Annotated in this window: 13 protein-coding genes; 5 read left to right on the top strand and 8 right to left on the bottom strand. The window is 71.5% G+C overall.

Going from position 1 to position 12,747, the window contains the following annotated elements:
- Positions 1 to 51 precede the first annotated feature (51 nt).
- Complete coding sequence (gene fxsT, locus AB0F81_RS10560) at positions 52 to 2,976, bottom strand: FxSxx-COOH system tetratricopeptide repeat protein (RefSeq protein ID WP_360194228.1); 2,925 nt, start codon at positions 2,974 to 2,976, stop codon at positions 52 to 54.
- 253 nt (positions 2,977 to 3,229) lie between these two features.
- Between fxsT and AB0F81_RS10555 the strand changes: the two genes are divergently transcribed.
- Together AB0F81_RS10555 and AB0F81_RS10550 are read left to right on the top strand one after the other, a co-directional pair.
- Positions 3,230 to 3,406 (top strand): hypothetical protein, encoded by a 177-nt coding sequence (locus tag AB0F81_RS10555; RefSeq protein ID WP_360194225.1) that lies wholly within the window; start codon positions 3,230 to 3,232, stop codon positions 3,404 to 3,406.
- Positions 3,407 to 3,479: 73 nt separating this feature from the next.
- Positions 3,480 to 4,493 carry an aldo/keto reductase gene (locus tag AB0F81_RS10550; RefSeq protein ID WP_360194222.1) on the top strand — a complete coding sequence of 338 codons (1,014 nt, stop codon included), beginning with the start codon at positions 3,480 to 3,482 and terminating at the stop codon, positions 4,491 to 4,493.
- A 49-nt stretch (positions 4,494 to 4,542) separates the two neighbouring features.
- Here AB0F81_RS10550 and AB0F81_RS10545 read toward each other — a convergent pair whose 3' ends face one another.
- The 4 genes from AB0F81_RS10545 to AB0F81_RS10530 all read right to left on the bottom strand — a co-directional run bounded on the left by AB0F81_RS10545 (position 4,543) and on the right by AB0F81_RS10530 (position 8,242).
- Positions 4,543 to 5,697 (bottom strand): sigma-70 family RNA polymerase sigma factor, encoded by a 1,155-nt coding sequence (locus tag AB0F81_RS10545; protein ID WP_360194219.1) that lies wholly within the window; start codon positions 5,695 to 5,697, stop codon positions 4,543 to 4,545.
- Between the two features lie 70 nt (positions 5,698 to 5,767).
- Positions 5,768 to 6,799 carry a chemotaxis protein CheB gene (locus AB0F81_RS10540; protein ID WP_360194216.1) on the bottom strand — a complete coding sequence of 344 codons (1,032 nt, stop codon included), beginning with the start codon at positions 6,797 to 6,799 and terminating at the stop codon, positions 5,768 to 5,770.
- A 127-nt stretch (positions 6,800 to 6,926) separates the two neighbouring features.
- The gene (locus tag AB0F81_RS10535; RefSeq protein ID WP_360194213.1) at positions 6,927 to 7,652 is read right to left on the bottom strand and encodes an L-type lectin-domain containing protein; all 726 of its coding nucleotides are present in this window, start codon (positions 7,650 to 7,652) and stop codon (positions 6,927 to 6,929) included.
- 47 nt (positions 7,653 to 7,699) lie between these two features.
- A complete protein-coding gene (locus tag AB0F81_RS10530) occupies positions 7,700 to 8,242 on the bottom strand; it encodes a hypothetical protein (protein WP_360194211.1) in 543 nt (180 codons plus the stop codon).
- A gap of 143 nt (positions 8,243 to 8,385) precedes the next feature.
- Here AB0F81_RS10530 and AB0F81_RS10525 point away from each other — a divergent pair, with 143 nt between their 5' ends.
- Complete coding sequence (locus AB0F81_RS10525; protein ID WP_360194208.1) at positions 8,386 to 8,757, top strand: STAS domain-containing protein; 372 nt, start codon at positions 8,386 to 8,388, stop codon at positions 8,755 to 8,757.
- A 9-nt stretch (positions 8,758 to 8,766) separates the two neighbouring features.
- Here AB0F81_RS10525 and AB0F81_RS10520 read toward each other — a convergent pair whose 3' ends face one another.
- Together AB0F81_RS10520 and AB0F81_RS10515 are read right to left on the bottom strand one after the other, a co-directional pair.
- Positions 8,767 to 8,931, bottom strand: coding sequence for a hypothetical protein (locus AB0F81_RS10520; protein WP_360194206.1), 165 nt, complete (start codon positions 8,929 to 8,931; stop codon positions 8,767 to 8,769).
- A 57-nt stretch (positions 8,932 to 8,988) separates the two neighbouring features.
- Positions 8,989 to 9,639 (bottom strand): HAMP domain-containing sensor histidine kinase, encoded by a 651-nt coding sequence (locus AB0F81_RS10515; RefSeq protein WP_360194203.1) that lies wholly within the window; start codon positions 9,637 to 9,639, stop codon positions 8,989 to 8,991.
- Positions 9,640 to 9,669: 30 nt separating this feature from the next.
- On the opposite strand from AB0F81_RS10515, the gene AB0F81_RS10510 reads away from it, so the two are divergent.
- Positions 9,670 to 10,314 (top strand): response regulator transcription factor, encoded by a 645-nt coding sequence (locus AB0F81_RS10510; protein WP_360194200.1) that lies wholly within the window; start codon positions 9,670 to 9,672, stop codon positions 10,312 to 10,314.
- Between the two features lie 38 nt (positions 10,315 to 10,352).
- Here AB0F81_RS10510 and AB0F81_RS10505 read toward each other — a convergent pair whose 3' ends face one another.
- Positions 10,353 to 11,594: an Nramp family divalent metal transporter gene (locus AB0F81_RS10505; RefSeq protein WP_360194197.1), complete on the bottom strand. Its 1,242-nt coding sequence runs from the start codon at positions 11,592 to 11,594 to the stop codon at positions 10,353 to 10,355.
- 111 nt (positions 11,595 to 11,705) lie between these two features.
- Here AB0F81_RS10505 and AB0F81_RS10500 point away from each other — a divergent pair, with 111 nt between their 5' ends.
- Entirely contained in the window at positions 11,706 to 12,623 is a 918-nt protein-coding gene (locus AB0F81_RS10500) for a manganese catalase family protein (protein WP_360194194.1), read from the top strand.
- Positions 12,624 to 12,747 lie beyond the last annotated feature (124 nt).

Raw genomic sequence — 12,747 nt, 5'->3', positions numbered from 1 at the left:
TTGTCAAGAGATGTCAGATCGGGTTTGTCAAGTTTTTCCAGCCTCGGCGCGTCACGTTGACGGCGGCTCGATATCGCACTCGACCCGAATCCCAGCGGCAACATCGGCCACGGTGGAATGCTCTCGTCCCAGCGTACGCCGCATCTCCGCGAGAATGTGATCGAGGGATGGCTCACCGTTACCCCGATCGCCCCGATCGATCGTCAAGTTCGCCGCGGCCGCCAGCGTGTCCGAATGAAACGGTCCGCGTACGTCTTTCGAGAGGCTCCACGCCTTCTCGGACAATGACCGCGCCGCCTCCCACTCCTCCGCCAGCGCCATGTCGGTCGCCAGATTGATCATGGCGACGACCGTGAACGGATGACGCTCGCCGACCCCGGCGGCCAGGCCCCGATAGGCCGCCTCGTCGGCACGCCGCGCCTGGAACCGATCCCCGCGCGAGCGCAGGATGACCGCCAGATTCACCTGGGCCGCCAGGGTCAGCGGATTCGACTGACCGAACGCCTGCTCATAGGCGTTCACCGCGTCCATGGCGTACGCGTAGGCCTCGCCCGGCCGCCGGCGGTCGCGCAGCGCGTTCGCATAGCTCATCACCGTCGCCAGCGTGTACTCATGATCCGCGCCGAAGGACGCGACGAGCTCGTCGTAGGTTTCGCGCAGCAGCTCCACGGCGGCGTCCACCGCACCCAGCCGGCGGTGCGCGATCGCGATCGTCCGGCGGGCGTGCAGGATGCCGTGGTCACCCGGGCGCAGCACACCCTGGGCGGTCTCCAGGGCCTGTGCCTGCAGCTCGATGACCTCGCGATACCGGCCGAGCCCGTAGAGATCCTCGGCGAGCGCGTTGACCGCCAGCAGGGTGAGGCGATCCGCCTCGCCCCGGGAGGCGAGATGGTGAGCCACCTCCTGCCGGTCCACCCCTTCGGCCGCGGCGAAGTCGCCGAGCAGGCGCAGAGTCACCGCCAGGTTGTGCCGGCTGGCGATCGTACGGTCGTCGTCCCTGCCGAACTGGCGCTCGTGGCCCGCGCAGCTGGTCTGGTCCAGGGTGAGCGCCGCCTGGAACTCACCGGCGATCCGCAGGTCGGCCGCGTGGCTGCGGGCCATGTCGAGGAAGTACTGATGGTTCTCGCCGTAGCGGGGATTGGCGCGAAGCCGCTCCATCGCATCGGCTGTCAGCTCCCGGGCCCGGGGGTACTGGCCCAGCGCCCGCAGCGCGTTCGCCCACTCCCGGGTGACCATCAGCACGAAGCCGTGATCGGGACCGAGGAAGTCCGGCGCTCGCCACGTCCGCACCGCCGCCTCGCCGAGCCGCCGGGCGTCCTCGTAGTCGCCGATCAGGTAGCGGTAGCGGATCTGGTGGTGGACCGTCTGCAGTGTCGCGACGTTGCGCGAGTGGATGAGGCCGGCCGGCAGCACGTGCGGCGCCATCGCCCGGTGCATGTCCCACAGGACGAGCTTGTCCGGCCAGCCCGGGTCGACCGTGGTCAGGATGCCGTGCACGTTCCGGCGGGCGCGCTCGCGATCCGTACGGGAAAGGGCGTCCCGCAGCGCCAGGCGCATCAGCGGCTGCACCTCGATCCGCTGGTCCTCGGTGTGCAGCCGGCCGAGACCGAACTTGTTGATGTCCTGAACGGCGCGCCGCAACGCGATCGGATTGCCCAGCGCCCGGCGCAGCCGCGGATCCTCGATGCCTCTCGACCCGGACCGCAGCAGGGGGATGGAGACCGGCTCGGAGCCGAACCACGCGAACAGTTCGAAGACCAGCACCGCCACCGGGTTGGCGACGCCCAGCCGGTCCAGGGCGAGTTGGAGGGCGGCCGCCACCGTGTGCGGATAGTGGGCCGGTTCCGCCTCGGCGGTCGCGACCGACGGCGGCGCCGGGTCGTCCAGCCGCGCCAGCAACTCCTCCCAGGACTGCTCGGTGGCCAGCCGCAGCGCGGCGAAGCCCTCCAGGGCCAGCGGCAGCCGCCCCAGCCGCTGGGTCACCTCATCGGCCTGCTGACCGGTCATCTGACGATCCCGTTTGCGCAGGAACTGGATGGCCTCGGCCCGGTCGAAGTCCGGCACCTCCAGGTCCAGGTTGCCGCTGCCGTGCGCCCAGGCCGGATCGCGGGTGGTCACGATGACGTTGCCGCCCACCGACGGCAGGAAATCGCGGATGTCGTCGCCCTCGGCCCCGTCGAAGACGATCAGATAGCTGACCTGTTGCGACTCCAGCCGGCTCAACAGCCCGGTGATCGTCTGCTCCGCGTTGTCCCGCAACGGCAGGCCGAGCCGCTCCGCCAGGCTGACCAGCGACGCCCGCGCCTGTTCGGGCCGGTCGGACGGCACCCACCACAGCACCGAGTACTGACCGGCGAACCGGTGCACGTACTCCCGGGCCAGCTGCGTCTTGCCGACGCCGCCCAGCCCGTACAGCACCAGGGGCGCGTGCGGATTGCTCAGGTGGTGGTGATGCATGCTGTCCAGCAGCAGCTCACGGCCGGTGAAATGGGGATTGCGCTCCGGCAGGCTGCCGATGACCGGATCCTCGGCCGCGACGGCCGGCTCGCCGGCGACCACCTCCGGCTGCGGCGACGGCGGCACCGGCGGCGGTGGGTGCGGTGACGGCGGGTGCGACGGGGGTCCCACGGGCGCCTGCTGAACGGCCGGCTCACGCGGAACGGCCTGCTTGGCCCGGATCCAGAGCCCCTGGATGTCGTCCAGCACGACGTCGAGATCCTGTCTGCGGATCGACATCCGGACGAGCACGGTGACGATCGACTGCACCTTGCCCCAGGTCGGGATGACGTCGCCGCGCAGGACGGCACTCACTGTCTCGTGCGAGACGGTCTCCGCAGCGGAGGTCTTGAAGATCGCCCGGCTGATCTGCCGTGCGGCGGGCTGGCCGGCGAGGTCGTAGAGGGCGTGGATCGCCGTGACGAAGTCGCGTTTCGGCCCCGGGGGAAGGCGATCCCGACCCGGGAGTGCGATGGCCACGCAGCACGCTCCGAACCGCGCAAGGACTCGTCAAGTTATGTCAGACACACAGGATCCCACGGTCCACGATGGTCGAACAACCGCCGGCGGGCACCGCGCGCACCCGTCCGTCCTCTCCGGAGCCGCCCGGTGGAAAGCGCTTCATCGGGAAAATTGTAAAGCTGCGTCGGTGTTGAGTCAGCGCACGAGCGCCTCCACCGGTTCCGGGTTCACGCTCAAGGAGTAGCGCCGAACTCATTGAGGAGACCCCGCGATGCCAAACCTCGAACCCGCTCTGATTCCTGCCGTTCTGTTCCTCTGGCCCGCCACCAAGTCCCTGGTCTTCATGGGCGCGGCCGCCGTCAATCTGTTCTCCCGAAAACCCGGCCGCCGCGCTGAGGCGCGGCGGCTTCTCAGACTTCTGGCGCCGCCGCAGACCAATGCGGAATGAGCCGGGAAACCATTCCCAGGTACTGACAGAACCTCCCGTCGCGGAATCGGGCGACGTAGCGTCGAGGTCGCACATGATCGAGAGCAGACGGGAGTCGACAGTGCACCACCGCACCCTGGGCAGCGCCCTCGAGGTTTCCGCCGTCGGGCTGGGCTGCATGGGCATCAGCCACGGTTACGGGCCGGCCAGCGACCGTGCCGACGGCATCGCGGTCATCCGCGCCGCTGTCGAGGCGGGTGTCACCTTCTTCGACACCGCCGAGGTCTACGGCCCGTTCGTCAACGAAGAGGTCGTCGGCGAGGCCCTCGCCCCGTTCCGCGGCCAGGTCGCCATCGCCACCAAGTTCGGGTTCGCCTTCGGCTCCGGCGCCCGGCAGACCGGCCTGGACAGCCGCCCCGAGCACATCCGCCAGGTCGCCGACGCCTCCCTGCGCCGGCTCGGCGTCGAGACTATCGACCTGTTCTACCAGCACCGGGTCGACCCGGACGTACCGATCGAGGACGTCGCCGGCACGGTCAAGGAGCTCATCGAGGCCGGCAAGGTCAAGCACTTCGGCCTGTCCGAGGCCGGTGCGCGGACCATCCGCCGGGCCCACGCCGTGCAGCCGGTCACCGCCCTGCAGAGTGAGTACTCGCTGTGGTGGCGCGAGCCGGAGACGGAGATCCTGCCCGTCCTGGAGGAGCTCGGCATCGGTTTCGTGCCGTTCAGCCCTCTCGGCCGGGGTTTTCTCACCGGCAAGATCGACCAGAGCGCGACGTTCGCCGACGGCGACATCCGCGGCGGTCTCCCCCGGTTCAGCGCCGAGGCGCTGCGGGCCAACCGGGCCCTGGTGGACCTGCTCGCCACGGTGGCCGCCGGCAAGGGCGCCACGCCGGCCCAGGTGGCCCTCGCCTGGCTGCTGGCGCAGAAGCCCTGGATCGTCCCGATCCCCGGCACCCGCAACGTCCAGCGCCTCGCCGAGAACGTCGCGGCCGCCGATCTGGAGCTGACCGCCGACGACCTCGCCGAGATCAACGAGGCGGCCGCGAAGATCACGGTGGAGGGCGACCGTTACCCCGAGAACATGCAGCGGATGATCGACCGCTGACCGGCGCGTGACGATCGGAGCGACGCCGGCCGTGCTCCCACGGTCCGGCTCACTCCGGCGCGCCCTCCGCCGCGGCCAGCATCGACGTCAGCCCGGCCACGGTGGCGATCTTGCGAACCATCGGGGACAACCCGGCCGCGGTCACCGTCACGCCACGGGCCTGCGCCGCCTCGTAGACGTTCAGCAGCACCCGTACGCCGGCCGCGTCCAGCAGCGGCACCCGGTCGAGCCGGAGCACCACCCGCTGACCGGACGGCTGCCGGCAGACCAGGTCCAGCAGTGCCGTCCGCAACCGATCGGCGTTGTCGCGGTCCACCTCGCCCCCGACAGCGATCTCCAGAACGCCGGACACCAGCCGGAACTCGACCTCGAACGGCGTCAGCGCCGGATCGTCCGCGGCCGGCCACCGCGGGATGCGGTCGGTGAGCAGGCCAGCGCGCATCCAGCTCAGCACCCGGGACAGCATCCGCGACACGTGCATCTGCGAGACGCCCAGCTGCGCCGCGATGTCGGACTGCGTACGCCCGCCGTAGAACGTCGACACCACGATGTGCCGCTCCCGCTCCGGCAGACGGGCCATCATCTCGGCGACCGTGAGCTGGTCGGCCACCTTCTCCAGGGCGCCGTCGAGATCCCCGAAGAGGTCACCGACCTGGGCTGATCCGTCACCGATCGGCGTGTTCAAGGAGAGCGAACGGTACCCGGCCGTGGACAGCCGCGCGCGCTTCAGCTCGTCCGCGGCGAGCCCGGCCTTCGCCGCCACCTCGGCCTCGGTCGGTTCGCGGCCCAGTTCCCGCGTCAGTTCGGCCTCGTGGTGCGTGACCGCCAGCGCCATCTCCTGCATCCGGCGCGGCACGTGCACCGCCCAGGCGTGATCGCGCAGGTGACGCTTCAGCTCGCCGACGATCGTCTGCACCGCGTACGCCGTGAACGAGCCTCGTAGCGGGTCGTACCGGTCGACGGCTTTCACCAGGCCCAGCCGGGCCACCTGCTCGAGGTCGGCCAGCGGTTCCGAGCGGCCCCGGTACTTCGCGGCCAGCCGTTCCGCCATCGGCAGCACGGCACAGATCATCTCGTCGCGCAGCCGGCGGTCCCGTACGGCGTCTCCGGCTCCTCGCTCGCGGGCGTAGCGCTCGGCGACCTCGTCGAAGTCCTCCCGCGCCGTGTCCGCCCGGCTCACCGCCGTCTGTGGCTCGACCGGCATGCCGCCTCCACCCTGCTCGATCCGATGCACGCGGATCGTGCCCTGGCCGGGACGGTTCAAACAGTGTTCGTCAATCGGGATCGAGGACCGACCGGTCGGCCGGCGCCCGTCCGGTCTCCTGCCCATGGCGGCCGGCGCCGAGCACCCGGCGGCGCACCAGCTCCGAGTCCCGGTGGACGCGTTCCGCCTCCGACCGGTAGATCCGGTGCCGGTCATGATCACCGGTCCGTTCGGCGTGCGCGGCCAGCCCGCGCAGCACGGTGATCTTCTCCTGCATCGCGCTGACGGCCGTCCACAGCGCCTCCTCGATGCCGTCGTCGCTGGCCGCGACGAACGACTCCGGCGACCAGGAATGACCGACGTGGCACACGTAGTGGACGGCCCGGCCGGTGCGCACCTCGTACATGCCGCCGCGGCACTCGGGGCAGCCCAGGGCGATCGGCTCCTGCGGTTGGCCGGCGTCGGTGCGCCCGTCGGCGATCATGTCCGTCTCCCAGATCAGCGCTTCGTCCGCTTCGCCGGCTTCCGCTGCCGGCTGTCCGGCGCACTGCGTGATGAGCCGCGCCAGGTCCGTGGCCGGCGCCACCGCGGCTGACGGCACCGCTGCCAGCGCCGCCGCGGGCATGCCCGGGAAACGCGCCTCCCGCGGGTCCTGGATCAGCGCCGCGCCGCCCTGCTCGACCACCGCGGCCAGCCCCGCGGCACCGTCGTCCAGGCTTCCGGACAGGACCACCCCGATGACCCGTGGACCAGCCCATCGTGCCGCCGCGCGGAACAGCGTGTCCACCGCGGGGCGTACCCGGTTCTCCCGTGGGCCGGCGCTGAACCGCATGACATCGCCGGCGCCGATCAGCAGGTGACGGTCCGGGATCGCCACGTAGACCCGGCCCGGCCGCACCCGTTCGCCGTCGACGGCCGTGACCACGGGCAGCGCCGAGCTCGTGGCCAGCATGTCGGCCAGCGCGCTGCGCGGGCCGGGCGCCAGGTGGGTCACCACCAGCACCGCGGCCGGCAGATCCACCGGCAGGCGGGCCAGGATGCTGCGCAGCGCCGCATGAGCGCCGGCCGAGCCACCGACCACGATCAGGTCGCGTCGCGCCATCGGTGTTCCACCCCTCACGTCGGCGCCCGGCACCACGCAGCGCGATCGGCGGCCGGACGTATCGCCGCCGTCTTCCCCACCTCGGCGGGGACGAAACGTCGCGGCCGGCATCCGCACGGGGTAGGACTCAGCCGGTGACGCCGATCGTCCAGTCGTAGACGTGCTGCTCGGAGGTGACCAGCCCGGTCGAACCGGTGAAGCCGACCCAGGCCACCGGTCCGCCGACCGCGCCCGCGAGATCGACGGGCTGGCTGAGAACCAGCCGCTGCGCGGGGGCCGAGAGGTCGGCGCCGAGGTAGACCCGCAGCTCGCGCCCGGCCTCGTACCGGACCCGCACGCGGAACGGCTGGCCGGACAGGGCGATCCCCGGGTCGGTCACGGCCTGCTGGCGGTCCGGGTTTCCGCCGAGAGTCACGGCGAGATGATTCCCGTCCGGATCCGAGGCGTTGCGGTGGGTGTCGAACTCGACCGCGACGCTCTGCCGGACACCGCGGTAGCCGAGGCCGCCGCCCCAGCCGCCGAGCGCCCGCGGGCCCTGACCCTGCACCACGAGCGCGATGCCGTCGGCGCCCCGCTCGGCGCCGCGCAGGTGGGCGGTGAACTCGACCTCGAACGTACCGGCCGGATCGACCGTCCCGCCGGCCCACACCGAACCGGCCTGCTTGAACCCGCCACCGGTCAACTGGATGACCGACGGATCGGCGCCGGTGACCCGGGCCGTCCCGTTGAGGGCGTAGGCGCCGGGCCCGTCGGTGACCGGCGCGCCGAGAGCCGCGGCCGGCGACGCCAGCGTTGCGGCGAGAGCCGCCACCAGGCCGGCTCGGAGGTGTACGGACGTCCGGGAGACAAGCACGATATGCCCCATTTCAATAGACTCGCCCGAAGATGACGAGGCCTAAGCTAGGGCAATTCGTGCCGCGGAGTGACCTGGTCCGGGTTAGTTGTCCCCGGCGGCCCCTCACCGGCGCCGGCGGCCAGGGCGAAATCGCGGCGGATCGCCTCCCACTGGCGCACGGTCACGAACGAGGGGTTCGCCGCCTGCGGCTGCCGCAACACCTCGAGATCGGCCAGCTCGCGGTGGACGCGCAGCACGTCCCGGCCGATCCAGGCGGACGGCGGCGCGATCGTCAGGTCCAGCGGCACCCACCAGCCGGGGCCGTCGGCCTCCGGACGGGGCGGCCCCAGCAGCCGCCCGCATCCCCAGATCCCGTAGGCGAGGTCGCGGCGGCGGCTGCCGCTGGCCCAGAACAGCACCGGCTGGCCCGCCTCCATCAGCTCCAGCCGGTAACTGCGCTGCACACACCATCGCCGCACGTGCGGCTCGTCAGCGAAGCGGCCGAGCAGACCGGTCAGGTCGGCATTGCCCTTCAGCAGCCAGGCGCCCAGATCCGCACGGGTCACCACCCGGGCATCCCGCTGACCTCGCCACACGTTCCGGGACATCTGATCGGCCATATCTGTGAGGAATGGACGCGGAATACCGAAGAATGCCTCAGTCCTTCGGAAGACTGCTATCACGTCCGACCCGCGGGTACCGCACAATCGTGAGGGACCGGACCGGCGGCGGGCTCAGGAGAGGACAGACGATGAAGGGCCCGTTCACGGTGCACAAGTACGACGAGGGCGACGGCGCGGTCCGGATAGCCGTGCACGGCGAGATCGACAACGACAGCGACGAAGCGCTCAGTCTGATCATCGTGAACGCAGCCGTGCAGAGCGGCATCACCGCCCTGATCATCGACTTGGACGGCGTCACGTTCCTGGCGGCGGCCGGCATCCGGAGCCTGCTGGACGGTCACCTGGCGGCGCTGCGGCACCACTGCTCCTACCACGTCGTCAACGCGCGGGGCAGCGTCGCGGACGCGCTGACCGCCGCCGGCGTGGCCGGCGACCTCTCCCCCGCACTGGGGTTCCCGGCCCACCCGGCATCGTGTCAAGCGCAGGCCGTGCCACGCTGACCCGGCTGCTCAGCGGGACCGGGGGCCGGGCCGCCGGTCGCGGACCAGCGGCGCGGCCCAGACCAGCAGGATCGCTAGCGCCAGCAGGCCGGTGTCAACGCCCGGCCCGGCGTAGAGCAGTGCCACGAGCCAGGGGGCGACGACGAGTGTCCGTAGGGTGAGCTCCGGCTTCATGCCGCTCCCATTCCCCGCCCCGACGGCCCGGCGGGGCCGATCGGCGACCCGCACGGGTCACCGGCGATAGCGCGGCAGGGCGACCTCCATCGCGAGGCCGGTGGGCGCCAGCGGCCGCGCGCGCACGGTGCCGCCGAGGGCGTCGAGCAACTCCCGCACCACCCACAGGCCAAGACCGTGATCGTCCGGGGGTGGGGTCCGCCGCTGCAGGGCCGCGCGCAGCGCCGGCGTAGGACCACCGTGGTCGATGACCGCGATCCGGACGCGCCGCGCCCTCACCCCGGCGGCCAGCCGGACCGGACCGGGCGCGTGCCGCGCCGCGTTGCCCACCAGGTTGATCAGAATCTGCTGGGTGTGCTGCGGATGCACCGGCCAGCGCAGAGCGGCACGGCCGGCCGAGACCGCCAGCGTCCCGGCTGGCACCGTGCTCACCACCGCCGGCAGCAGCCGGCCGAGCGGCACCGGCGCGACGCTGCGGTCGGCACGGCCCGCCACGGTCTGCGCGACCTCACCGAGGACCGCTTCGGCGTACGCCACGTGTGCCGCCGCCAGACGGGCCAGTTCGGTGCGGCGTGGCTCGGCCGGCGCGTTCTCCAGTGCCCGCAGCAGGCCGGCCAGCGTGGCCATCGGCGGCCGCAGTTCGTGGCAGACACTGCGGACCAGCAGCAGACCGGGATCGACGGGCGTGCGGTGCCGGCTCAGTCGCATAACTCGCTCCCGGCGTGGGAACCGGCCGCCATGCACACGGGAATTCGAGTGGCGATCATCGATGATCACGACCTCTTCGTGAGGGGACTGGAACTGTTGCTGCCGGAGGTGAGCGACGGCCGGGCCACTGTCGTGGCGGCGACCGGCGACGCGGCGTACGCGGCGAGTGTGGTGCGCCACGCCGTACCCGATCTCGCTCTGGTCGATCTGCACATGCCGCCGCCGGGCGGCCTGCGGGCGATCGGCGCGGTCCGCAGAGCCGCGCCGCGGGCGCGCGTGCTGGCGATGTCCGGCGACGACGACCCGGCGGTGGCGCTGGAGGCGCTGCGCGCCGGAGCCGCCGGATTCCTGCCGAAGACCAGCGACGCCGCTGACCTTCTCCAGCCACTGCTCGCCGCGATCGGTGGCTGGGTGGTGCTGCCCGACCGCCTGCTCGCCGAGCTGCTGAGCCGCGACCGCCACCGGGTGGCGCACCCGGCGGCCGAGTCACTGTCCGCGCCGGAGCGCCGGCTGCTGCAGCTGATCGCCGCCGGATCGTCGACGCTGGAGATCGCGGCGCGGACCCATGTCTCGGAACGCACCGTCAAGCGGCAGACCGCGACGCTGCTGCGCAAACTGCACGTCTCCAGCCGCGCCGAGGCCGCCGCGCTGGCGGGCGTGGCCGGTCTGCTGTAGTCGGTCGGCATGCGGCCGGTTTCCCCGATCGGCGACGCTCAACCAAGCATTCGCACCAGCAGGAACGCGTTCAGGACGATGATCAGCGCGGCCGCGGCGGATGCGGTCACCGTGGTGATCGGGCGGTTGACCTGGTCACCCAGCACGTCGCGCCGCCGGGTCAGCCAGATCAGCGGGACCAGGGCGAACGGCACACCGAACGAGAGGACCACCTGCGACCAGACCAGCGCGCTGGTGGGGTCGACGCCGATCAGCAGCACGGCCATCGCCGGGGCCATCGTGATCAGCCTGCGGGCGAGCAACGGGATGCTGCGGCCGATGAATCCCTGCATCACCACCTGACCGGCGTAGGTGCCCACGCCCGACGACGCGAGACCCGAGGCGAGCAGGGCGACGGCGAACGCCAGCGCGGCATGCCCGTCCAGCACCGTCCCGAGTCCCGCGTGGATGCCCTCCAGCGTGTCGGTCCCGCCGATCGAGGAGCCGAAGAAGAGCTGCGCCGCGATCACCAGCATGGCCAGGTTGACCAGCCCGGCCGCGCCGAGCGCGATCATCGTGTCGGCACGCTGGCAGCGCAGCGCCTCGCTGCGCCGGGCAGGGTCGGCGGCGGCCACCGCCCGCGACTTGCTCAGCGACGAGTGCAGATAGATCACGTGCGGCATCACGGTGGCGCCGAGGATGCCGGTGGCCAGCAGCAGGCTGTCCGTGCCGGCGAACGACGGCAGCAGGCCGCCGGCGAACGCGGCGCCGTCACCGCCGGCGCGCAGCGCGTTGTAGAGGAAGCCGAGCAGGATCACGCCGAGCAGGGCGCCGATCACCGCCTCGAACCGGCGGATCCCGCGCCGGTGCAGCTCCAGCAGCCCGAACGCCACGACACAGGTGATCAGGCCGCCCAGCGGCAGCGGCATGCCGAACAGCAGGTACAGCGCGAGGGCGCCGCCGACGATCTCGGCGAGGTCGGTGGCCATCGCCACCAGTTCGGCCTGCACCCACAGCCCGCGGGCCACCGGCCGGGGCAGGTGCTCGCGGCACAGCTCGGGCAGGTCGCCCCCGGTGACCAGGCCCAGTTTCGCCGACAACGACTGGATCAGCATGGCCATCAGGTTGGCCGCCACGATCACCCAGACCAGCAGGTACCCGTAGGTCGCGCCGGCGGTGAAGTTGGTGGCGAAGTTCCCCGGGTCGGCGTAGGCGATCGCGGCCACGAAAGCCGGACCGAACCACGGGGCCACCCGGATCACCCGGTTCTTCAGCGGCACAGCGAGGTCGAGAACCACCATGCCGCCGGTGTGCCCCGGACCTGCGGCCCGCTCGGGCCGCGGACGACCTCGGCGGGCCACCTGCTCGGGTAGCCGAATCAGCGTGCAGGACCACTTCGAGAGGAGCACCTGATGTTCAAGCACGTCGACTACCTGCAGTTCCAGGCCAAGCCGGAGAAGCCGGACGCGTTCTTCGCCGCGAAACTGCAGGAGCTGGTGGGCGGTCAGTTCGGCGAGATGACCGTGATGATGCAGTACCTGTGGCAGGGCTGGTCGTGCCGGGTGCCCGGCAAGCACAAGGACATGATCATGGACATCGCGACCGAGGAGATCGGTCACGTCGAGATGCTCACGACCATGCTGGCCCGGCTGCTGGAAGGCGCTCCCGCGGAGGCCACCGAGAAGGCCGCCGCGGCCAACCCGCTGCTCGCCGCGGTGCTCGGCGGGCAGAACCCGCAGCACGCGATCGTCACCGGCGGCGGCCCGATGCCGACGAACAGTCAGGGTGTGCCGTGGAACGCCGGCTACATCGTGGCCAGTGGCAACCTGCTCGCCGACTTCCGTTCCAACGTGGCCGCCGAGGCGCAGAGCCGGCTCCAGACCAGCCGGATCTACAACATGACCGACGATCGTGGGATCAAGGACATGCTGCAGTTCAACCTGGCCCGTGACACCTACCACCAGCAGCAGTGGCTGCTCGGCATCGAGCAGCTCATCGAGGACGGCTTCACCGAGAACGGCATCGAGGACTCCAACGCCGAGCACGAGCACCCGGAGGCGAACCACACCTTCTACAGCTTCGACCCGGAGAGCACCGCCGGCGAGGGGCGGTGGGCGCGCGGTCCGGCGCTCAACGGCAGGGACGACATCGTCTACGTCCCGGACGCGCAGCCGCTCACCGACGACCGGCCGCTGGGCCCGGCGCCGGACCCCCGGCTGTTCGTCACCTACGACGGCTCGATGGGCAAGGGCAAGCCGGGCACCGGCGCCGGCGCGCACACGCAGGGCGTCGCCAACGTCGTCAACAAGATCAAGGGTGCCCTGGACTAGAGGCACGCGGATGAGCCGGGCCCGGCGCGGCCCGGCTCATCCGCGTCCGGGATAGACGAGGAACACAGTCGGCGGCACATCCTTCACCGCGCAATGATCATGATGTTAGGTTCTTGCACATCTT

The organism is Actinoplanes sp. NPDC024001, from assembly GCF_040638955.1.
Classification (GTDB): Bacteria; Actinomycetota; Actinomycetes; order Mycobacteriales; family Micromonosporaceae; genus Actinoplanes.
The sequence above is the reverse complement of the archived record's forward strand: the minus strand, read 5'-3'. Positions and strand labels throughout refer to the sequence as shown.